Origin of the sequence: Halalkalibacter kiskunsagensis (genome assembly GCF_037027555.1) — a bacterium.
Taxonomy (GTDB): Bacteria; Bacillota; Bacilli; order Bacillales; family Bacillaceae_D; genus Halalkalibacter; species Halalkalibacter kiskunsagensis.
The window spans coordinates 103,722-124,783 of the sequence record NZ_JAXBLX010000008.1; the positions used below are offsets into that span (position 1 = coordinate 103,722).

Here is a 21,062-nt window from a genome sequence, read left to right on the forward strand (position 1 = left end):
CTTCCCGCGGTACCACCCACATTAATGAATATTCTACAATCTTCATTCGCTCTTCACTAATAACGGTCGTGACCCGTTGAAAGCTACTTTCCTTCACTTTCAAAACTAAAAAGGCGAGTTCATCCCAATTGTTCGACTGACTTCCACCACCCGTCAGCTCTCTTTTTGTTCCCAATTATGACTACTATTCCTTTTCTACGTCTGCATATGAACTTATTAGTATTGTATGAATTCACACGGCTTGTGTCAAGCAACGGTTGAGCCAAACTTTGCATTTCAATTTCTAGGCTTTTCCCAGCACAAGCTGTTGTGGTAACAAGTCCAAAAACCAACGTTTTAGAAGCACCGTTTTTTTCAAAAAGTCGTCCACCAACTAAACTCCCAATTAGGTGATCTGCTTTTGATGAAATCCTTTTATTCAAAAGTTCTCACACTCATACTTTGGCGAAACATTCGAACATGCTACAATATAGAGCAACAGATGGTTTTCTGTTGCTCATGACAATCGTTTCCTTGTACAAAAAGAAAGGTGATCCATATGAAAAATCAAACGTTTGGAGATAAACGGTATTATTCATGGAATCAATATTTGCGTGATCAATTTGGTGAAAAAGTGTTTAAAATCCCTCTTGATGCTGGTTTCGACTGTCCAAACCGTGACGGAAATGTTGCCCATGGCGGTTGTACCTTTTGTAGCGAGCGCGGCTCTGGTGACTTTGCTGGTGATCGAAAAGATGATCTAATCACGCAATTTCATACAATTAAACAACGAATGCTCAAAAAGTGGAAAAGTGGAAAGTACATTGGCTATTTTCAGGCATATACAAACACGTACGCATCCGTTGAAACATTACGTCAATACTATGAAACGATTTTAGAACAGGATGGAGTTGTTGGACTTTCTATTGCAACTAGACCTGATTGTTTACCTGATGATGTCGTTGAATATTTAGCTGAATTAAATAAGCGTACATTTTTATGGATTGAGCTTGGTCTGCAAACGGTACATGAACGGACAGCGCTGTTGATTAATCGTGCTCACGATTATCAATGTTATAAAGAAGGTGTTGAAAAATTAAGAAAACACAAGATTCGAGTATGTGCTCATATCATAAATGGACTCCCACTAGAGAATCATCAAATGATGATGGAAACTGCCCATGAAGTATCGAAACTAAATGTTCAAGGTATCAAAATTCATCTACTTCATCTTCTAAAAAAAACTCCAATGGTGAAACAATACGAAAAAGGATTGCTTGAATTTATGAGCCTTGATGATTATATAGGCCTTGTAGTCGATCAATTAGAAATCCTACCACCTGATATCGTGATCCACCGACTTACCGGGGATGGCCCTGCTGATATTATGATTGGACCTATGTGGAGTATAAATAAGTGGAGTGTTTTAAATGGTATCGAAGCAGAACTTATAAAGCGTGATAGTTGGCAAGGAAAGTATTATCAGCAGAAAGGGTGTCATTAAGGTGAAAGTATTTGGAGTCTTACCTTTTGCACGTTTCATATTAGAAAACGCATTAAGTCCTGGGGATATTGCTGTTGATTGTACCGTTGGCAACGGTCATGATACGGTTTATCTAGCTACTCTTGTCGGGGACGCTGGGCATGTATATGGCTTTGATATTCAAGAGCAAGCTATCTCATCAACGACAAAACTAATAAACGAGCAAAAGCTACAAAAAAGGGTTACTCTCATTCATTCGGGTCATGAGGAAGTGCGTTCTTTTATCCCACTAGATAAGATAAGCAATTTAAAAGCAGCCATTTTCAACCTAGGATATTTGCCAGGTGGTGACAAATCCATTGTCACCAAATCAACCTCTACTCTAGCAGCCGTTAGTGCATTGCTTGATATGATGCCAAAAGGCGGAACAATTGTCCTTGTTATCTACCATGGCCACGAAGAAGGCAAAGTCGAAAAGAACAGTGTCCTTTCCTTTGTCGAACAAATTGATCAACGCCATGCTCATGTCCTGAAATATGAATTTATAAATCAAGCAAATCATCCCCCATTTGTAGTTGTGCTAGAAAAAAGATAAAATAAACGAAACAACAAAAGGGAGAATAGCAATTGGCAAATCGTTAGCATCAACGCCTCACATGTTATATCGTTCGAGTAAGGAGAGAACAAACCCTTTTAGAGATAAAATAAAGAATTTAAAGAGGAGAGATTATGACTCATGTCATTACTTAGTTCAATATTGGACCATAACGAACAATTTGTTACGTCAAAACACTATGAGAGGTTTCAAACAACTAAATTTCCTAATAAAAGAGTAGTCATCTTAACATGTATGGATACACGATTATTAGAATTGCTGCCTGCAGCATTAAATGTAAAAAATGGAGATGCTAAGATCATAAAAAATGCAGGAGCGGTCATCTCTCATCCATTCGGAAGCATTATGCGTAGTATTTTAGTGGGGATTTATGAATTACAAGCTGATGAGGTAATGGTTGTTGGGCACCATGGCTGTGGGATGACTGGGCTAGAGGCTTCATCAGTCTTAAAAAAAGCTGAAGCAAACGGCGTTGATATGAAGACTATTGAAACTCTTGAATTTTCAGGAGTTGACATTAAATCATTTTTAACTGGCTTTGACAAAGTTGAAGACAATGTTCAACACAGCGTTAGGATGATTAAACACCACCCACTTCTTCCAAAGCACGTTCCTGTTCATGGTCTTGTAATTTGTCCTGATACTGGGAAATTAGATTTGCTCGTCGATGGTTACCAAACAACGACTACATAAAACATAGTGAAAAAGGTCTGCCTTTAGGGGCAGACCTTTAATTTTCTAAGAGGGAATAGAATAAATGAAATTCAAGTAGCGTTCAATGAAGTATGATAGCTACTAAAAGGGTGGAAACGGCTCCAGAAGCTGTGCGTCAAACGACGGTTGCCCACTACTTGTCGTTCGAAACAGCAGCAGTTCCGCTTCTACCAAAAACACTACCCGTTTTTGGTATTTAACGTTCACGTCGATACATCCAACTATTTAGATAAAATAAAAGTGTTGGTAAACCACCCATCTTAATCATCTTCTTGGACTTCTTTTTCATCTCTTTGTCTTTTTGTACTTTTTCATCAGATATATAAATCGCAATAATTCCTCGAATAATCATTTTATGAAATTTCGGATCTGGTAACCTAGAGATCAATTCTTCAGATTTCTCAACAAATAAACGAAAACGTTCGATCATTTCCTCTTCATTTTCATAATAAAACAAGAAATTTAATTCATCATCTGCAATATCTTCTTCTTGATCAATAAAGTAATCTAACAGAATATGGAGACCTTGAATCCATGGATAGTACCCTTCTTTTAAAATATTGGCCGTTTCTTCGGTTAGATCGGATTTCGTTGCATAGGTTGCTAGTGTATAAATACCGAGAGTCGACCCTGCACAAGCTGAAAACTCATACCAAGTCATGTCAGGCACTTTATGACGGTGCAGTTCAAACCAACTTTCAAGTCTTGGGATCCGGTCTTCTTTTTTCACATGTTTATGTACTTGTAAGTCACCGTAGTATCCACTTAGTTCCAACATTCCAGCTCTTACCTTATCGAAAGCTGGAAACGTTACAAGAATATCTTGGCACGTTTTTACCAAGGCATGTAGATACCCACCATCCTCTTGTTCAGCCCTATATTGATAGTAATTCTTTAACTCTGCACCTGGCGTTAGTGCATCTAGGAGAGCTTGATGAAGCAAACGGAAATCATTAGGATCTAAAGATGGACTTCGATCACATAGATTATCAAGGTAGTCACAAGCTATTTGATAAGCAATAATAAACTGAATCAAGTCATCAAAGCGGTCTTTTGCCACAAGTCCGTAAACTCCTCCCCCTTCACAATGAAACTCTTTTTTTTCAAGGGAATCAAGTGCTTGGGCTCTGAGCTCGGAGTCGGGAATTGTTGCCGCTTTCTGCTTCCACGGATCGAAATATTTGTGGACCGTCGGAATCACTTCTTTGTAAATATTCATCAGCAATGGGATTGGTTTTGTCGGAGCGTTCAACAGCTTTCCTCCTCGTCAATTTCATAATAAGAACCTTAGCACAATCATAGGTGACTTACAATGACAACAAATCGACAGTTACTATGGGATCAATAAATTTACAAATCCCACAGCATGACGGAAAACATCTTCTCTTTCTGGTTCGTTAAACACTTCATGGTAAAGCCCATCCCACTCTTTATAATATTTCTCTGTTAAAGTTAACTGATTGAACCAATCCCTAACATCATATTTATTTACTACATAGTCCTCACCAGATTGCAAAACAAAGAGAGGTATGTTCGGAAATTTTTCCGGATACCTGTGAGCCAGACGCATTGCTTTCGATAACTCTTGATACCACCTTGCTGAAACTTTACTGACACGTAACTCATCTTTTAAATATTGTTCACGTATGTCTTCATTACGTGTTACCAATTCAGAGCGAATTCCTGAATTCTGACTCAATGCAGGTGTGATTCGATGCATTATTTTCGTAGCAAGCTCTTTTGTTTTTGCTGGTGGCTCGCTTAAGCCTAAGCAAGGTGAAGATAAGATCACTCCCTCGATCATCGCATTATTTCGCTCCATGAGCGTACGGATGACAACAAGTCCACCCATACTATGTCCTAGTAAGAAGACCGGCAACCCTTTTATTCGAGCTTCCTCAATCCACTCCTCCACCGAATCTAAATATTGGTTAAATGATTGGATATGCCCGCGTTTCCCTCTTGTTTTCCCTTGACCGGGGAGATCCCCCATTACAACATCTAAACCATGACTATTCCATTTTTGCGCTAGCCATTGATATCTTCCATGGTGTTCTCCTGCACCATGAACAACAACAACGACACCTCTTGGATCAGCCACTTCCCATTTCCACATAATGCGTTCCTCCTTAGCAAATCAATTTGAAAAAAGGACATGACCTGCAAATATACGTTAAAATAAGTATAGCGATTTTATTACTAAACGAAAAGGATGTGACTTCATGATTTATCAATATCAAGATAAATTTCCTTCCATTGCTCCTAGCGCCTTCATTGCGGATGGTGTGACTATTTCTGGAGATGTTACAATTGGAGAAAAATCGAGTATTTGGTTTCAAACAGTTATTCGAGGAGATGTTTCTCCTACAATTATTGGTGATCGCGTTAACATTCAAGATCAATCTATGCTTCATCAAAGCCCGAAATACCCACTAATTATTGAAGATGATGTAACGGTCGGTCACCAAGTCATGTTACATAGTTGTACAATTCGTAAAAAAGCCTTAATTGGTATGGGATCAATCGTTCTAGATGGAGCTGAGATTGGGGAAGGCGCTTTTATAGGAGCAGGCAGCCTTGTCCCCCCGGGAAAAAAGATTCCTGCTCACTCTATGGCTTTTGGTAGGCCCGCTAAAGTTATCCGCGACTTAACTCAAGTAGATCTTGATGACATGGCGCGTATTCGACGTGAATATGTTGAAAAAGGACAACATTATAAGCAAGTATTGAAAGAGAACAATAGCAAATAGAATATTTTTAGCCTATTTTGAATAACATTGATTATTATTATCAATAATAGAAATAGAAAAGAGCGAGTGCGTCGCTCTTTTCTATAACTAATTAATGTTGAGGTTCAAATGTCTTACAGTCAGTCTCTTCTTGTTTTTCCGCTTCTTTGCCTGTATGACTTACTACATAAATTCTGTCTGCATCACACTGATTGCCCTGAGCCCAATATACACAGTTGTTTACTTCACATAATACATCTTGTGCCAACTTACTCACCCCCTCTTACTTACATTTTGACCAGAAGAGGGACACTCCATACAAAAGGACTTGCTTTATTTGCATGTCCTTTTGTAAAGGATCAAGTATACAGCTGCAATTATCCGATTAGTTCCCGGCACGAAATTACATTTATTGTAAAAATCAAGTTTAGATAAACCCAAAGCTCATTCTTCTTAGTCGAACTCTCCCCTTCTTTCTTCCCGCCAAGCTAAACTCTCTACAAAAAAAACAGACAGTCTCAAAATGAGACTGTCTCTTCTATGTTCCTATAGTCCAGCTTGCTCTTTTAAAGCAGCAGCCTTATTTGTTTGCTCCCATGGTAATTCCACATCTGTACGACCGAAGTGACCGTAAGCTGCTGTTTGCTTGTAGATCGGACGACGAAGGTCAAGCATTTTTATAATCCCTGCTGGACGAAGGTCAAAGTTGTCACGAACTAGCGTAACAAGTGACTCTTCTGAAACTTTCCCTGTTCCAAACGTATCAATTGAGATGGATACCGGACGAGCAACGCCAATAGCATAAGCGAGCTGCACTTCACATTTATCAGCAAGACCGGCAGCAACAATGTTTTTCGCAACATATCGTGCAGCGTATGCACCAGAGCGATCAACTTTCGTCGCATCCTTACCAGAGAACGCACCGCCACCGTGACGTGCGTAACCACCGTATGTATCCACGATGATTTTACGTCCAGTTAAACCAGCATCCCCTTGAGGTCCACCAATTACGAAACGACCAGTTGGATTAATAAAATATTTCGTATCCTCGTCAATCAATTGTTGTGGAACGACTGGATTAATTACATATTCTTTTAAGTTACGTTGAATTTGCTCAAGCGATACTTCTGGATGATGCTGAGTAGAAATAACAATTGTATCAATACGTGCAGGTTTGCCATCTTCATCATACTCAACCGTAACCTGTGTTTTTCCATCAGGGCGAAGGTAAGGAAGAATTTCATCTTTTCGTACTTCTGTTAAACGACGAGCAATTTTGTGACTTAACGAAATAGGTAGAGGCATAAGCTCTTTTGTTTCATTGTTAGCGTACCCAAACATAAGACCTTGGTCACCAGCACCAATTGCTTCGATTTCTTCATCTGTCATTTGGCCTTCACGTGCTTCAAGAGCTTTGTCAACCCCTTGTGCAATATCTGCTGACTGTTCATCAATTGAAGTGAGCACAGCACACGTTTCATAGTCAAAACCATATTTCGCACGAGTATAACCAATTCCTTTGATTGTTTCCCGAACAATTTTTGGAATATCAACATACGTACTTGTTGTAATTTCTCCTGCTACTAATACAAGTCCTGTTGTAACTGACGTTTCGCACGCAACACGCGCATTTGGATCATTTGCTAAAATCGCATCAAGAATCGCATCAGAAATTTGATCACAAATTTTGTCAGGATGCCCTTCCGTTACAGATTCTGACGTAAATAAACGTCTACTTTTTAATTCTGTCATACTAATCATTTCCTCCTTTAAACACTGCTACTTTACTAGCATGTGTCTTTCTTTGAGACGGCACTCATGCCCCACCGAATGGGAAATACCTACCTGTAAAGACGTATAAACGATAAAAACCCTTTTCCAAAGAGGAAAAGGGTTGAATGTTTACCTTTAGCCTCTTATCGTTCAAGGCAAATGCCTTGCAGGTTAGCACCTTTTCACTCATGGCTACGAGTGTTGGTTGCTGGGCTTCTTCGGGCCTGTCCCTCCGCCTACTCAGGATAAGAGTATCCGTTCGACGCATATCATATCGCACATGTCGTATACTGTCAACTGTTCCTTCTAAATTGTTCCATAATAAAGAGGAACTCTCTTAGGATCACCATATACGTAACATACTTTTGAGCACCCTGACAAATAGCATTGTTCCTTTACCATTTTAGTGTGTGCGATTGCTTTAGAAAGTATGCTCATGGTCCCCCTTTCGCATCTAATAGGGGGTATCATCGTTTCTTCGATTAGGATCTTCTTGAAGCTTACGTTTTAATTCCTCACGACGCATGCGCTCTTGCTCTCGTTCTAGCTCCTGTTTTACGTCTTCTTTTATTTGCATCCTCATCAGTTCATTTTCATTGTCTCTTGGTTTAACTTGACTATACACACCACTAGCGGTTAATCCGATTATCAAAGCCATTAAGACTTGTTCCCCCCACTCTCTCGGGATAAACCAAAGGATACCGGCTATACCTATCGCTAAAAGAGCTCGATACCGCTTCTCAACTCCAAAAGCATTTCCGATCACAGTTACAAGAGCTGCAACCACTGCAGAAACGGTAGCTAGATCAAGCATCGATACTTGGTCCAACACAAACGCCTCCTTTACTTTCTTTACCTACATCGTATGCACAGACTTGAGAAATAGGAACGTCATTTGTACATACACACATCATTCTTCCACTTAACGTACAAAGCCACTTAAATAAAGGACCAATGACAGTATAGGCACCTATTGGTTTCTCTCAAGAAGCTTAATTAAGGATCAAAAAGTATCACATTTTAAAAAAAATTTTAATAGTATAGACTATTAAACTTAATGTGTTATACTAATAAACAAGTTTTATTAAAAGTGGTAATTAATTCATTTAATAAGGAAAGGATTTTGCGACAATGAAAACGATAAGCCTACAATCAGAATTAGCCAATTTAATGAAGCAAGAAAATGTTTATCTTAATCTATCAATCTCTTCCCTAATCGAAAAGTCTTTAATACGCGGTGAAGGGACTTTAACTTCAACCGGTGCACTTAGTGTTGAAACTGGCGCATATACAGGGCGTTCTCCTAAGGACAAATTCATTGTCAAGGAATCTTCTGTGGCAGACAAAATTGACTGGGGAAGCGTGAACCAACCTATTGAGAAAGAGGTCTTCACCTCTTTGTACCATAAAGTTATCAATCATTTAGGTCGTAAAGAGGAACTATTTGTCTCAGATGGATATGCGGGGGCAGACGAATTATACCGTTTGCCTTTAAAAGTAATCAACGAATTTGCTTGGCACCAAGTGTTTGCTCGACAATTATTTATTAGACCTACAGAAGTAAGAAGTGATAATGAAAACAAAGCCTTTACGATTATTTCAGCACCTTCATTTAAAGCAAATCCGACAATTGACGGGACCAGGTCAGAGGCATTTGTGATTGTGTCTTTTGAAGAGCGTGTTGTATTAATAGGGGGAACAGAATATGCAGGTGAGATGAAAAAGTCGATTTTCTCCATTATGAACTACTTACTTCCTGAACAAGATGTCCTCTCAATGCACTGCTCAGCCAACACGAGCAATGAAGGTGATGTAGCCTTATTTTTCGGTTTATCAGGAACAGGAAAGACAACGCTCTCAGCAGATCCACAACGGTCATTAATTGGTGATGATGAGCATGGTTGGTCAAACAACGGGGTGTTTAATATCGAAGGTGGTTGTTATGCAAAATGCATTAATCTCACGGAGGAGAAAGAGCCTCAAATCTGGAATGCGATTAGGTTTGGTACCGTTCTTGAAAATGTCATTTTAGATAAACAAACAAGTCAAGCAGATTATCATGATACTTGTCTAACTGAAAATACTCGAGCTGCCTATCCACTTGAGGCCATTCCAAATGCGTTAATACCAAGTATAGCAGGTCACCCCAACACAATCATCTTTCTTACAGCTGATGCATTTGGAGTTCTACCGCCTATTAGCAAACTAACAAAAGAACAGGCAATGTACCACTTTTTGTCTGGATACACGAGTAAATTAGCTGGTACCGAGCGTGGCATCACATCTCCAGAGGCAACCTTCTCAACATGTTTTGGTGCACCATTTTTACCACTTCCAGCAGCTCGTTATGCAGAGATGTTAGGAGAGAATATTGACCAGCATAATGTTGACGTATATCTTGTTAACACCGGATGGTCTGGCGGTTCCTATGGAGTAGGCGAACGAATGAATCTTAAATATACGCGAGCGATGGTTCAAGCTGCTTTATCAGGAGAATTACGAGCGGTAGAAACGACTACTGACCCTGTCTTTGGATTGCATATTCCACTTCATTGCGCAGGGGTGCCCGACAAAGTTCTGCAACCACGCAATACATGGGAAGACAAGAAAGCATATGATACAAAAGCACAACAACTTGCTACTAATTTCAAACAAAATTTCATAAAATTTAATGACATTAGCGACCGTATAAAACAAGCTGGTCCAAAGTAAATTCAAATACACAAAAAAGGTCTGCCTCACTGGTACCAACTTACATAAGTTGCAGTTGTGGCAGACCTTCTTCTTTCATGCTGAAAATTGTTGTTTCGTCATAGTAATTACATCTTCATAACTCAAAATGAGCCGGGCAAATATTTCTTCCCAAGACTGTGTAAGGGCAAATTGACGTGCGCGCACACCAAAATTTGTACGTAATTGGTCATTTTCTAACATCTGCATTGTATGCTCAGCAAAGGAGCAGACATCTCTAGCAGTACATAAAAAACCATTTTCTCCATGTGTGATGAGGTGCTTCACTCCTCCTACATTCGCTCCAATAATCGGTAGTCCGGATGACATGGCTTCTAATACAACATTGCCAAAAGTCTCAGTAGATGAAGGAAATAAAAAGAGGTCACTTGAAGCATACGCGTTTGCTAATACTTCTCCTTCTAGGAAGCCTGTAAAGGTTATGTGTTCACTTCTATGATTCGACATTGTTTTTAATAGTGGACCATCTCCAACAATAAGCAAGTGTGCATCTTCTCTACATCGTTTAGGCAATGCTTCAAAGGTGTTCATGACGATATCAATATCTTTTTCAGGGGCGATTCTTCCAACATATAATATAATCTTTTTTTGTTTTATCTTGTATTTTTCCCTTATTTCATTCTCTCTTTTGTTTGGGTTAAAAAGGATATGGTTAACTCCCCTTCCCCAAAGCTCAATTTGATCATGTATCGACATCGCAAGTAATTTAGCTTTCGTGCTCTCGGACGGGACGTATACTTTGTGAAACGGCCGATGAAACCAGCTCATATACATCCAAAACCATTTTTGCAAAAAAGGGATATGATAATAATGTAAATAATCATCAAAGTGGGTATGATAAGACGCAACCATAGGAATATGATGTTTTTTCCCATAATGAAGACCGTACAGACCTAAATTAAGTGGGGTGGCAATGTGGATGAGAGTAGGGTTAAACTCGTCTAATGATTGTTTTATATGAAGGAGATTAGGAAGAGCAATTCGACATTCAGGGTATAACAGAAAAGGCAAACTCATAAATCGTTCAATTTGAGGAACTGATGGCACAGAGGTTTTACCATCCGGTGCGAACACTCTAAAATCAACCTGATTCTTCTCCAAATACGATGTTAAACTCAATAATGTTTTGGCTACACCATTAATTTCGGGTGCGTAAGTATCAGTAAAAATAGCAATACGCATAGTTGGATACTCCCCTTTTTTAATAAAGTTGTTACTTCAACTTTACTAAAAAATGTAGTCAATATTTACAAATATTATGTTAAATGATTATTAATTCTCCTTAAAAAAATCAACATTCTATCAACATAAGCTTAAAAGAATGATACTATAATGATAATAGTTTCAGAGTCTCGTATTGAATCTTACTAGATGGAGTGTTTTCTATGAATCGAATTGTGAACTGGTTATCCATCAATGACAACCGAGTATTTTTTGTCGTAAACCAACTGTGGAGATGCAAAGTGTTGGACGCTTTATTACCGAGAATTACCCACCTTGGTGGGGCAATCTTTTCACTTTCTTTGCTTTTTTTTCTCATGATTATTTTTACAAATGATATACGCTACTGGGCAATTGATGCCTTTATTTCTTTAAGCTTGGGTTTTGTTAGTGTTCAAATAATAAAAAAACTATCCTGCCGAAAGCGACCGTATCTCACTTTGCCTAATGTTAATATATGCCAGAATCCATTAAAAGACTATTCATTCCCGTCAGGACACACGACTGCTGCTTTTTCAATTGCCGTTGTATTTGCTCTCCATTCTCCACTTCTAGCGTTAAGTGTTATCCCGCTTGCATTACTTGTAGGCATTTCAAGAATGTATGTAGGCTTGCATTATCCAACAGACTGTATTATCGGTGCTCTACTTGGAACGATCAGCGCTATTCTAGCTGTCTATTTCATTTATGTGTGAAAGAGAAAACTTCCTTGAGAACTTTTCAAGGTCGTTTTCTATCACTTGGTCTCCCTCTCCTATCTCCTTACAATTCATTAGGAGATGTATGAAGCAATATGATGATAAAGATCATTTGGACGCTCCTCTGTTACTAAATGACCTGTTTTTTCATACGTAATGAGCTTAGCATTTGGTAAGTCTTGTACCAATCTTTGTCCAATTTTAAGAGGAACAACTCTGTCCTCCTCTCCCCATATTAACAACGTAGGAATTTGAATTTTGCTTAATTGATAACTTGTTAAATCACCTTCACGATACCTCAACAGTCTTTGTAGTGATGTATAGAAATCTTTTTCTGTTAAAGGCCTCGTAAACTCTTCTATTAACTCCTCTGTTATGAATGATTTGTTGTAAAATACATTTTCTAAGCTTTTCTTAATATCTTTTTTACGAATATACTGCTCTACAAAAAACCGAAAAAATGGCAAATATGAACAGTATATCAATGGTTTTTTAGCACTTTTTAAATATCCAGAACTACATAATAACACTAAATTTTTCACTTTATATGGAGCTAATTGGGCAGTATATAAGGCAATTTGACCACCCATAGAATGACCAATAATTGTTACATCTTTCAGTTTAAAATACTGTATGCATTCTTCAATAAACTTAGCGTAATTAGAAAAAGAATAAATAAACGTTTTTGATTTCTCACTTCTACCAAATCCAGGTAAATCGATAGCAATTACAGAGAATTCTTTTGTTAATAAAGGCATCAACCGATTAAATGTATAAGTCGAAGAAACAAATCCATGAATTAATATAATCGGCGGTCTTCCATTTAAAACATATTCACAATAAACTGTTACCTCTCCGATTGAGATCGTTTCTTTTTGAATGTGAGACATTGTCACCTTTATACAACTCCATTTTCAAAGTTATGTAAAGGTAGTATTTGTTATTTTTTGACGTACCATACGAATGTTTATACTTTGTAATGAAGAACTCGTTCTTTCATCCAAGTCGCAGCACGTGAAAGAATTATCCGTTGTTCCGAAAGAGGAAAATGGTGAAAAAAGGTTGGATAATACCAAGAGGAAACCGGCACACCTGAATCCTTACAGGCTTTTTCCAAACGGTACGCATGCCGAACCGAAACATGCTCATCTTTTTCACCATGAATAATTAAGACATGTGCTTTTATTTTTGCTACAGATAACAATGGGGTTCTCCATGCATACCTTTCTGGGTATTTATTTGGAGTGCCACCAATCACTCGTTTCATCATTCTACGTAGATCAATTCTTTCCTCATAAGTTAGAACCATATCGGATACGCCATTCCAACAGGTGACTGAGTTCACCTCCGGGCGCTCAATTGCTGTTAAGAGCGCCATCACTCCTCCTCTAGAAAAACCAAGTATATGAAGTGATGTAGGATCAACTTGAGGATGTTCTTTTAAAAGGTCAAAAGCAGAAAAGGCATCTTCACGGTCGCTGCCACAGAAATCTTCCTGTCCTTGTCCCCCTTTGTTTCCCCGGTAAAATGGGGCCATGACAACCATTCCTTCAGCAGCCCACTGAATCACTCGTTGTACTCGTACCATTCCAACGCTTTTTATTCCTCCTCTTAAATAAAGAAGTCCAGGGAATTTCTGTCCCCATTGTGGAATTGCCATATATCCTTTCACAAGATATCCACTGCTCATATATAAAATGAGATAAAGGTGAATACGTGGATGTGGAGAGGGAATCCGTATTTTATTGATCATGTTTATCTATTTATCCTTTCTTAAGAGATGTTCTTTAAGTATTCTTTACTTTTGAACATCTCTTTTTTAAAATGGGCAAACACACATTTTTCATCTCTGACATACACTATCATATCTACCCACAAATTTTAAGGAGATGAAAGACATGAAAGGTTTAAAACAAGCAACCCTGCTGCTCTTATCTCTCGTTCTTATTATTGCAATTAGCGCTTGTTCTTTTGGAGAAGGCCATAAGGACGCGATTCGTGTTTCAGAAGTTACCCGCTCCATTTTTTATGCCCCACTATATGCAGCAATTTCACAAGGTTTTTTTGAAGAAGAGGGCATTTACCTTGACTTAACAACAACTTGGGGCGGCGACAATACGATGACATCCTTATTATCAGATGGGGCGGACGTCGCTTTAGTTGGTGCTGAAACATCCATTTACGTTTATGCTCAACAAGCTACAGATCCTGCAATTAATTTCGCACAATTAACACAATCAGATGGTACCTTTCTTGTTTCTCGTGAAAAACTGGCCTCTTTTGACTGGGATGAGTTGAAAGGAAGTACTTTCCTTGGTCAACGTACAGGCGGAATGCCACAAATGGTCGGTGAACATGTTTTAAAATTGAATGGCATTGACCCACACCAAGATTTGAACCTCATTCAAAACATTGATTTTGGGAATATCCCAAGCGCTTTTGCATCTGGTACTGGAGATTTCGTTCAATTATTTGAACCACAAGCAACTTTATTTGAAAACGAAGGTATCGGTCATATAGTGGCTTCCTTTGGTACAGAATCAGGCAATGTCCCATATACTGTCTTCATGGCAAAGCAAAGCTACATTAAAAAAGAACAAGAAAAGCTTGAGGCGTTTACTCGTGCGCTCTATAAAGGACAAAAGTGGGTGGACGAACAACCAGTTGATGTCGTGGCAGAGGCTATCGTTGAGTTTTTTGAAGATACAGATGTAGAGCTCGTTGCCCAAGTTGTTGATCGCTATCGCACACAAGGTTCCTATGCAACGTCTCCGCTCCTGCAATCCGATGCATGGGATAATTTACAACTCATTATGGATGAAGCTGGAGAACTTCCACAACAAGTTGAATACTCTGAATTAGTGAATACATCAATTGCTGAGAGTGCAACAAATTAGGAGGCCATTTCTATGTCAACCTTACAATTGCATGATGTCTCAATGGCTTATTTATCAAAACATGAAGCGACGTTAGCACTTGAATCAATATCATTGACAGTCCAGGATGGAGAGTTTCTCTCTATCCTTGGACCAAGCGGATGTGGAAAAACAACATTACTCTCCATTATCGCAGGCCTTCTATCACCCACTTCTGGTCATGTGACAATTGGGAATCAAGATTTAAAACAAACAAAAGCAAATATTGGATATATGCTCCAACAAGACTATTTATTTCCGTGGCGGACAATTCAGGATAATATTACATTAGGACAAAAAATTCGCGGAACCTATTCACAGACCGCAAAAAATGAAGCATTAAAGTGGTTAGATCAACTAGGTCTAGCTGACAAAAAAAATTTATATCCGAATCAACTATCTGGTGGGATGCGTCAACGAGTCGCTTTGGTTCGAATGCTAGCGACAAACCCAACTCTTATGCTGCTTGATGAACCTTTTTCTGCACTTGATTACCAAACAAAGTTGAAGCTTGAAGATCTCGTATTCCAGACGTTAAAATCCGAGGAAAAAACAGCAATACTCGTCACACATGATATTGGCGAAGCGATAGCGATGTCAGACCGAGTTGTTTTGTTATCGCCAAGACCCGGTCGAATCCATCGGATCTTTGAAATACCTACAGAGATCGCTTCGACCCTTCCCTTTGAAGCAAGGCAACATATGCATTATAACGACCAATTTCAAATCATTTGGAAGGAGATGGAGAGCCTTGCAACAACAAGTTGAAATCGAGCACAAAAGGTACTTATCATCTCTGAAACGAGAAAACAGACGTGTTCTTGCTGTACAGCTTGGCATGCTCATCTCATTTTTTGCTTTTTGGGAACTCGCTGCTAGAAAACACTGGATTGACCCTCTTCTCTTTAGCATGCCATCGAGAATTTGGAATTTACTCCTTACACGAGTTGGAGACGGCTCTTTATTTACTCATGCATCTGTAACACTCTTTGAAACATTGCTCGGCTTTATCCTTGGTACTGGGATCGGAACCCTACTTGCAGCTGTATTATGGTGGTCTCGGTTTACGTCTAAAGTTTTGGACCCCTATCTTGTCGTATTAAATTCTATGCCGAAAGTGGCACTTGGACCAATATTAATTGTTGGACTTGGACCAGGGTTTACATCCATCATTGCCATGGGCGCCCTTATTTCGGTCATAATTACAACGATGGTCGTCTTTAGCGCCTTTCGCGAAGTCGATTATAACTATTTAAAGGTCATGAATACGTTCGGAGCATCCAAACAGCAAACATTCAAATATGTTATTTTTCCAGCAACACTCCCAACCATTATTTCTACATTAAAAGTTAATGTAGGATTAGCTTGGGTTGGCGTTATCGTCGGTGAATTTTTAGTATCAAAACAAGGACTCGGCTACCTTATTATATACGGTTTTCAAGTATTCAACTTCACCCTTGTCCTCATGAGCCTACTTATCATTGCTATATTAGCAACAGTGATGTATAAAATAGTAGAAATTACTGAAAAAAGGCTGTTAAAAAAATTTTAGAGGTTGTTCAAAAGGAGTATTTTTCCCTTTGAACAACCTCTTGGCCATGAGTGGCCCCCTTTAACGGTTCTAGAGCATATTCCGAGTAATTTTTATCAGAATATACGAGCAATAGGCTGAGCCGTTGCCATGTTTTTTTCCCTCATAACTGAATTTCCTTACTTACGTTATAACTTAACAAGTTGCTTCCTGGCTAATTGCTCTAGAGTATAGTTTAGTACTTTGTCTTTCATAATAAAGCTAAACGACGGGTCGGTCTTGAGTGAGTCTGGGAAATCCTCTAAAAGCACTGGACCATTTGTTTCGTGATAAGAATTTCTTTGAATTAGTACAGATATTTCAGCAAAATAAATTGCTTTATACATAACATTTTGTCTACATGTTACCTCGTACATTCCAATGTAGTGCAATGATTTAATTTTTGCTCCAGTTTCTTCCCATACTTCACGATTTGCAGCATCTGACAATGCTTCCCCATGCTCAACTTTCCCACCAGGAAATTCAAGCCCTCTTGTTCGATGACTTGTTAAAAGCCATTTGTCTTTATAACGGCATACAACCCAAATGTGTTTTGCCTCTTTCCCAAACCCAGCTTCATCAAACACTAATTTTACCTGACAACCGTTTTTATCAACAAATCGATACATATTCCTCGCCTCTCCTCATATCTATATCCCCAGTATAACGGTGAACAACTTTAAGTGAAACCATTTATCCCCACGTTGGTTTTACTGTGTCTTCCGGTTTTATAGCTATCAAGACGATAACAAGAGCAATCAGGCATAATATTGAATTTAAAAAAAACATAAAAAAATGAGATGTTTTCATTAACACCGCGAAAATTGGTGGCCCTAAAGCCACTCCAACAAAACGCATACTGCTATATAATGATGAAATCGTTCCTCTTTGTTCCATCTCAATCCCTTCTGTTACCAATGCATCAAGACAAGGAAGGGCAATCCCTATTCCGATCCCACTTGCAAAAAGACAAGTAAGCAACAAATAAATATCTTTTGAGAAAGATACAGTAAATATGGCAATCGTTAATATACCTAATCCAGCGACTGTATACCATTTCATTTTTTGTTTATCCTGACCGATTACTTTTCCGGTTGCAAAAGAAGCGGCACATAAAGCTGCTAATGGAATGGCTAAAATGATTCCCTTTTTTACTCCTTCAATTTGAAATGTATCTTCAAGCATCGTTGATAAATAAAAAAGAACGCCAAATATGACAAGCATTAGAATGCCTCCAATTGCAAAAACAGCATACAACCAACGACCTTCTCGCTTAAATATGACCTTTGTTGTTTTCACGAAAGCCTTAAATCCAACTGCCTCTCCACTCATTGGCGGAACCCTCACTAAAAAAATCATCGCTATAATAGAAATAAAACAAAAAACTGGAATAGACAGAAGAGGCATGTACCAAACAATAAGAGCTAATGCTGCACCAAGTATGGGACTTAAAACTTTTCCTAACGTATTCGCAGTTTCAATCATGCCGAGTCCTTTGCTAACGTCGTTCTGATCATTATACATATCACCAACTAATGGTAAAACTATTGGCATTGCTCCAGCCGCTCCAATTCCTTGTAAAAAACGGCCAAAAATTAACATACCGTATGGGTCTTCCATTTGCCACCCGGCAAACCCAGAGATAACCCCCCCTAAACCAGCAATAATTAAGCTTGGAATGATCACTTTTTTTCTCCCTATGTGGTCGGAAATATATCCTGCAATCGGGATGCACAGAATAGCCACAACGGAATAGACTGTGATGAGCATACTTACCTGGAATGCACTTATTCCTAATTCTTTCTCGATTTCAGGTAACACAGGAATAAGCATTGAATTCCCTAGTGTCATAACAAGTGGTATGGATGCAATCGAGAAAATAGCCCATTTATCCTTTCCTTGCATAATAAAGGCTCCCCCGTTCCTAAATACATCTAACTAATCAAATACCTTGTTAGTATGAGGCACAGTCCTTGTTCTATACGCAAAAAAACACCTATTCTTAAATGAATAGATGTTACTTTATTACTGTAGCTTATACTGACCACTTTCCACGATAGAACGATAAATGGTCTTTAATGCTCCTTGAGGATGAGCTGCCAAATTTTCCATCTTGTTTTTAAACTCAAGTAGCAATTGTTCCTCAGAAAAGCCTTGTCCAACTAAATCCTTTAATACATCTTCAATGATAACATCTTTCTTTAACGCAAGTTTGGCTTCCAATAACACACTTACAGATTCCGAAAGCTTTGTTAACGTTTGAACGCTTGTAATCATAGCTGCTGGATGATTGTCTTTACTTGTTATAATTACATCAACAAGCATATGACCTTCTTGTTCCTTCACCTTTTTAAAGTAATCATAATAATCATGACTAATGACAGCCTCAATATACCATGTTTGTTGCTTGTTTTCCATGTTAATGATAAGGCCATCTTCAATCGGAATCATCTTTTGATGAACATTTCCATCCTTGCCCTCGAGCAAACTGATCGAGTAGAGTTTAAATGTTTTCACTAATGCTCCCCCTTCCTCTTACCATTTATTAAATCATATCAAGTCGTTTTCACAAAATAAAGAGGCTTTCTTCAAACAGCTTAATAAAGCAGTGAAAAAATACCTCTTGAACGATAACTATGAACTTTTAACCCTTTGAAAGCACAACTCAAATTGCCTTTCTTGGATCCATTTAATGAGTTCCACCTCTTGACTGGTCAGATCTCTCCTAAGCTTACATTTACATTCGTCTACAAGTTCCTCATATAGATTTTCTACAAGCATAAAGTAAATGTCTCCTTTGTCAATTTTTCTCAACTGTTTTGGTGTCACTCTTTCAATGTATGTGTTCAAGCTTATGAATATGATGGTTGTTTTTCTATTTTTCTACAGAATTTACAATAATCCTGCAATATTCGCATTAAATTGTTTCCAAACGATTCTTTTTTGTCTTTTACAGTGGCTTTTCTTTGGACGCATCCGATGGGAAAACGACTCATAGAACTTATAATCAAGCAACTCTTACACAAACATCTTTGCTTTTTGTTGTACTATTGTACTTTTACGTCCGTTAATTTCTTCTCGTAAGATTTGAATAAAATCTTCTTCTAATTTTAATTCAAGTGCTCGTTCATAAGCTTCTAATAAAACTGTATATTCCAAGCTATCCATTTTTCCTTTCACCCTACTTATAAAAGAATTTATACGTTAGAAGCCACGAGCGTCATAGGCTTCTTTTATGCGATCTAGACCTTCTTTTAATGTTGCTTTAGGACATGCTAAATTAATACGCTCAAAACTTTTTCCCTCTTCACCAAAGATTGGACCGTGATTTAACGCAACTTTCGCCTCTTCTACTAACCATTTCTTTCGCTCAGATGCAGTTAATGGCAATTTAGAACACTCTAGCCATAAAAGGTAGGTACCTTCAGAGTCCATCACTCGTAATTTTGGCATATGTTCTGTTACGTATTCTCGTACAAAATCATAGTTCTTCTCTACATAGTTCATTAGCTCTTCCAACCATAATTCTCCATGTGTATAAGCTGCTTCCGTTGCAACTTCAGCAAAGGAATTCACTGAGTTCGCAAAGGAATTGGACAAATGATTGGCTAGTTTCATACGTAATTTTTCATTTTCTACTACAACATACGATGTTTGAATTCCAGCTAAGTTGAACGTTTTACTCGGTGCCAAGCATGTAAAGGTTCGATTAGCAGCATCTTCATTAATAGCTGCAAAAGGAATATGCTTATGCCCCTTAAACAGCAAGTCAGCATGAATTTCATCAGAAACAACGAGTAAATCATATTTTTCACAAATTGCCGCAAGTTTTTCTAATTCAGTTTGCTTCCATACACGACCAACTGGATTATGAGGATGACAAAGAACAATCATCTTTGTTTTCTCCGTGATAGCTTCCTCAAGTTGTTCAAAATCCATATCATAATGATCACCATCAAAAGCCAGTGGATTTTTGACTAACTCTCGATTATTCTTTTTTACAACATCATAAAACGGGTAATAAACTGGTGTTTGAATAATAACCTGATCACCAGGCTCTGTGAAAGCTTGAATAATAAAGCTGATCGTTGGAACAATTCCTGATGTATATATAAGCGAATTCGCTTGAACTTCCCATTCATACCTTCTCTTTAACCAACTTTGAACTGCTTTGTCGACTCCTTCTGAATGAGCAGGATATCCAAATATTCCGTGCTCAACCGTTGCATGTAGGCTATCTAACACCTCTTTCGGTGCACGAAAATCCATATCAGCTACCCACATTGGCAAAAGATCTTCACGTCCAAAACGTTGTTTTGTCATATCCCACTTCATTGAGTTCGTACCACGACGTTCAATTACTTCATCAAACCGTTCACTCACTACTTACACTTCCTTCCTAATAACACACATTGCCTCCATTAAATAATTTTTCTGCTGTCACGTCAATAATTACTATTCAACGATTATCATGAGAATCCTTTTTCATTTTACAAATTTCTTAATAAATTTCGACGCTTGAAATAGATATTCGATAAAAGTCTTCCCGCTTTCTGCCCTTCTATTACATCTTCCGCTTTATAGTCCCATTGTATCATAACAAGTATAACAAG

23 protein-coding genes, 1 riboswitch and 1 other annotated feature (1 of these 25 only partly in view) are annotated in these 21,062 nt (G+C 38.3%); of the genes, 10 read left to right on the forward strand and 13 right to left on the reverse strand.

What is annotated here, in order from left to right:
• Positions 1–207, reverse strand: a binding site (T-box leader); it reaches 22 nt to the left of the window's first position.
• Between the two features lie 331 nt (positions 208–538).
• The 4 genes from mnmL (at position 539) to SLH51_RS06615 (ending at position 2,992) form a co-directional block, all read left to right on the forward strand.
• Positions 539–1,483, forward strand: a complete 945-nt coding sequence (gene mnmL, locus SLH51_RS06600) for a tRNA modification radical SAM protein MnmL/YtqA (RefSeq protein ID WP_335960085.1) — start codon at positions 539–541, stop codon at positions 1,481–1,483.
• 1 nt (position 1,484) lies between these two features.
• Positions 1,485–2,057 carry a tRNA 5-(aminomethyl)-2-thiouridylate-methyltransferase MnmM gene (gene mnmM, locus SLH51_RS06605; protein WP_335960086.1) on the forward strand — a complete coding sequence of 191 codons (573 nt, stop codon included), beginning with the start codon at positions 1,485–1,487 and terminating at the stop codon, positions 2,055–2,057.
• Between the two features lie 141 nt (positions 2,058–2,198).
• Positions 2,199–2,771 carry a beta-class carbonic anhydrase gene (locus tag SLH51_RS06610; RefSeq protein WP_335960088.1) on the forward strand — a complete coding sequence of 191 codons (573 nt, stop codon included), beginning with the start codon at positions 2,199–2,201 and terminating at the stop codon, positions 2,769–2,771.
• A gap of 92 nt (positions 2,772–2,863) precedes the next feature.
• Positions 2,864–2,992 (forward strand): hypothetical protein, encoded by a 129-nt coding sequence (locus SLH51_RS06615; protein WP_335960090.1) that lies wholly within the window; start codon positions 2,864–2,866, stop codon positions 2,990–2,992.
• On the opposite strand, the gene SLH51_RS06620 is transcribed toward SLH51_RS06615, so the two are convergent.
• Together SLH51_RS06620 and SLH51_RS06625 are read right to left on the reverse strand one after the other, a co-directional pair.
• The gene (locus tag SLH51_RS06620) at positions 2,989–4,044 is read right to left on the reverse strand and encodes a tetraprenyl-beta-curcumene synthase family protein (RefSeq protein WP_335960092.1); all 1,056 of its coding nucleotides are present in this window, start codon (positions 4,042–4,044) and stop codon (positions 2,989–2,991) included. The two genes, SLH51_RS06615 and SLH51_RS06620, sit on opposite strands and share 4 nt — an antisense overlap.
• 81 nt (positions 4,045–4,125) lie before the next feature.
• A complete protein-coding gene (locus SLH51_RS06625; protein WP_335960093.1) occupies positions 4,126–4,908 on the reverse strand; it encodes an alpha/beta hydrolase in 783 nt (260 codons plus the stop codon).
• A 106-nt stretch (positions 4,909–5,014) separates the two neighbouring features.
• Here SLH51_RS06625 and SLH51_RS06630 point away from each other — a divergent pair, with 106 nt between their 5' ends.
• Positions 5,015–5,542: a gamma carbonic anhydrase gene (locus tag SLH51_RS06630; RefSeq protein ID WP_335960095.1), complete on the forward strand. Its 528-nt coding sequence runs from the start codon at positions 5,015–5,017 to the stop codon at positions 5,540–5,542.
• 91 nt (positions 5,543–5,633) lie between these two features.
• Here the strand turns inward: SLH51_RS06630 and SLH51_RS06635 are convergent, their stop codons facing one another.
• The 3 genes from SLH51_RS06635 to SLH51_RS06645 form a co-directional block, all read right to left on the reverse strand.
• Entirely contained in the window at positions 5,634–5,789 is a 156-nt protein-coding gene (locus SLH51_RS06635) for a DUF1540 domain-containing protein (RefSeq protein ID WP_335960096.1), read from the reverse strand.
• A 278-nt stretch (positions 5,790–6,067) separates the two neighbouring features.
• A complete protein-coding gene (gene metK / locus SLH51_RS06640; RefSeq protein WP_335960097.1) occupies positions 6,068–7,273 on the reverse strand; it encodes a methionine adenosyltransferase in 1,206 nt (401 codons plus the stop codon).
• A gap of 161 nt (positions 7,274–7,434) precedes the next feature.
• Positions 7,435–7,546: riboswitch (SAM riboswitch) on the reverse strand.
• A 202-nt stretch (positions 7,547–7,748) separates the two neighbouring features.
• Positions 7,749–8,123 (reverse strand): hypothetical protein, encoded by a 375-nt coding sequence (locus SLH51_RS06645; protein WP_335960098.1) that lies wholly within the window; start codon positions 8,121–8,123, stop codon positions 7,749–7,751.
• A gap of 302 nt (positions 8,124–8,425) precedes the next feature.
• Between SLH51_RS06645 and pckA the strand changes: the two genes are divergently transcribed.
• Positions 8,426–10,006, forward strand: a complete 1,581-nt coding sequence (gene pckA / locus SLH51_RS06650) for a phosphoenolpyruvate carboxykinase (ATP) (RefSeq protein ID WP_335960099.1) — start codon at positions 8,426–8,428, stop codon at positions 10,004–10,006.
• Positions 10,007–10,081: 75 nt separating this feature from the next.
• On the opposite strand, the gene SLH51_RS06655 is transcribed toward pckA, so the two are convergent.
• Positions 10,082–11,227, reverse strand: coding sequence for a glycosyltransferase family 4 protein (locus SLH51_RS06655; RefSeq protein WP_335960100.1), 1,146 nt, complete (start codon positions 11,225–11,227; stop codon positions 10,082–10,084).
• A 203-nt stretch (positions 11,228–11,430) separates the two neighbouring features.
• Between SLH51_RS06655 and SLH51_RS06660 the strand changes: the two genes are divergently transcribed.
• The gene (locus SLH51_RS06660) at positions 11,431–11,961 is read left to right on the forward strand and encodes a phosphatase PAP2 family protein (RefSeq protein WP_335960102.1); all 531 of its coding nucleotides are present in this window, start codon (positions 11,431–11,433) and stop codon (positions 11,959–11,961) included.
• A 77-nt stretch (positions 11,962–12,038) separates the two neighbouring features.
• Here the strand turns inward: SLH51_RS06660 and SLH51_RS06665 are convergent, their stop codons facing one another.
• Positions 12,039–12,854, reverse strand: coding sequence for an alpha/beta fold hydrolase (locus tag SLH51_RS06665; protein WP_335960138.1), 816 nt, complete (start codon positions 12,852–12,854; stop codon positions 12,039–12,041).
• Positions 12,855–12,931: 77 nt separating this feature from the next.
• Positions 12,932–13,717: an alpha/beta hydrolase family protein gene (locus tag SLH51_RS06670; RefSeq protein WP_335960104.1), complete on the reverse strand. Its 786-nt coding sequence runs from the start codon at positions 13,715–13,717 to the stop codon at positions 12,932–12,934.
• Positions 13,718–13,862: 145 nt separating this feature from the next.
• Between SLH51_RS06670 and SLH51_RS06675 the strand changes: the two genes are divergently transcribed.
• Genes SLH51_RS06675 through SLH51_RS06685 form a run of 3 tightly spaced genes read left to right on the forward strand, consistent with a single transcriptional unit; the run spans position 13,863 to position 16,431 of the window.
• A complete protein-coding gene (locus SLH51_RS06675; protein WP_335960106.1) occupies positions 13,863–14,861 on the forward strand; it encodes an ABC transporter substrate-binding protein in 999 nt (332 codons plus the stop codon).
• A gap of 12 nt (positions 14,862–14,873) precedes the next feature.
• Positions 14,874–15,647: an ABC transporter ATP-binding protein gene (locus SLH51_RS06680; protein ID WP_335960108.1), complete on the forward strand. Its 774-nt coding sequence runs from the start codon at positions 14,874–14,876 to the stop codon at positions 15,645–15,647.
• Positions 15,631–16,431, forward strand: coding sequence for an ABC transporter permease (locus SLH51_RS06685; RefSeq protein ID WP_335960110.1), 801 nt, complete (start codon positions 15,631–15,633; stop codon positions 16,429–16,431). Before SLH51_RS06680 ends, SLH51_RS06685 begins: the two co-directional genes overlap by 17 nt.
• 167 nt (positions 16,432–16,598) lie before the next feature.
• Here SLH51_RS06685 and ytkD read toward each other — a convergent pair whose 3' ends face one another.
• The 5 genes from ytkD to SLH51_RS06710 all read right to left on the reverse strand — a co-directional run bounded on the left by ytkD (position 16,599) and on the right by SLH51_RS06710 (position 20,832).
• Positions 16,599–17,078, reverse strand: coding sequence for an RNA deprotection pyrophosphohydrolase (ytkD, locus tag SLH51_RS06690; protein ID WP_335960111.1), 480 nt, complete (start codon positions 17,076–17,078; stop codon positions 16,599–16,601).
• Between the two features lie 64 nt (positions 17,079–17,142).
• Complete coding sequence (locus SLH51_RS06695) at positions 17,143–18,354, reverse strand: MFS transporter (protein WP_335960112.1); 1,212 nt, start codon at positions 18,352–18,354, stop codon at positions 17,143–17,145.
• A 120-nt stretch (positions 18,355–18,474) separates the two neighbouring features.
• Positions 18,475–18,966: a YwpF family protein gene (locus SLH51_RS06700; RefSeq protein WP_335960114.1), complete on the reverse strand. Its 492-nt coding sequence runs from the start codon at positions 18,964–18,966 to the stop codon at positions 18,475–18,477.
• Positions 18,967–19,467: 501 nt separating this feature from the next.
• On the reverse strand, positions 19,468–19,617 hold the full coding sequence (sda, locus tag SLH51_RS06705) for a sporulation histidine kinase inhibitor Sda (protein ID WP_335960116.1): 150 nt from the start codon (positions 19,615–19,617) through the stop codon (positions 19,468–19,470).
• Between the two features lie 36 nt (positions 19,618–19,653).
• Positions 19,654–20,832: a MalY/PatB family protein gene (locus SLH51_RS06710; protein ID WP_335960117.1), complete on the reverse strand. Its 1,179-nt coding sequence runs from the start codon at positions 20,830–20,832 to the stop codon at positions 19,654–19,656.
• Positions 20,833–21,062 lie beyond the last annotated feature (230 nt).

Excerpts from the sequence above, each read along its gene's own strand:
- mnmL (WP_335960085.1), top strand. The coding sequence starts at position 539 with ATGAAAAATCAAACGTTTGGAGATAAACGGTATTATTCATGGAATCAA.
- SLH51_RS06610 (WP_335960088.1), top strand. The coding sequence starts at position 2,199 with ATGTCATTACTTAGTTCAATATTGGACCATAACGAACAATTTGTTACG.
- SLH51_RS06615 (WP_335960090.1), top strand. The coding sequence starts at position 2,864 with ATGATAGCTACTAAAAGGGTGGAAACGGCTCCAGAAGCTGTGCGTCAA.
- SLH51_RS06625 (WP_335960093.1), bottom strand. The coding sequence starts at position 4,908 with ATGTGGAAATGGGAAGTGGCTGATCCAAGAGGTGTCGTTGTTGTTGTT.
- SLH51_RS06630 (WP_335960095.1), top strand. The coding sequence starts at position 5,015 with ATGATTTATCAATATCAAGATAAATTTCCTTCCATTGCTCCTAGCGCC.
- metK (WP_335960097.1), bottom strand. The coding sequence starts at position 7,273 with ATGACAGAATTAAAAAGTAGACGTTTATTTACGTCAGAATCTGTAACG.
- pckA (WP_335960099.1), top strand. The coding sequence starts at position 8,426 with ATGAAAACGATAAGCCTACAATCAGAATTAGCCAATTTAATGAAGCAA.
- SLH51_RS06655 (WP_335960100.1), bottom strand. The coding sequence starts at position 11,227 with ATGCGTATTGCTATTTTTACTGATACTTACGCACCCGAAATTAATGGT.
- SLH51_RS06660 (WP_335960102.1), top strand. The coding sequence starts at position 11,431 with ATGAATCGAATTGTGAACTGGTTATCCATCAATGACAACCGAGTATTT.
- SLH51_RS06665 (WP_335960138.1), bottom strand. The coding sequence starts at position 12,854 with ATGTCTCACATTCAAAAAGAAACGATCTCAATCGGAGAGGTAACAGTT.
- SLH51_RS06670 (WP_335960104.1), bottom strand. The coding sequence starts at position 13,717 with ATGATCAATAAAATACGGATTCCCTCTCCACATCCACGTATTCACCTT.
- SLH51_RS06675 (WP_335960106.1), top strand. The coding sequence starts at position 13,863 with ATGAAAGGTTTAAAACAAGCAACCCTGCTGCTCTTATCTCTCGTTCTT.
- SLH51_RS06680 (WP_335960108.1), top strand. The coding sequence starts at position 14,874 with ATGTCAACCTTACAATTGCATGATGTCTCAATGGCTTATTTATCAAAA.
- ytkD (WP_335960111.1), bottom strand. The coding sequence starts at position 17,078 with ATGTATCGATTTGTTGATAAAAACGGTTGTCAGGTAAAATTAGTGTTT.
- SLH51_RS06695 (WP_335960112.1), bottom strand. The coding sequence starts at position 18,354 with ATGCAAGGAAAGGATAAATGGGCTATTTTCTCGATTGCATCCATACCA.
- sda (WP_335960116.1), bottom strand. The coding sequence starts at position 19,617 with ATGGATAGCTTGGAATATACAGTTTTATTAGAAGCTTATGAACGAGCA.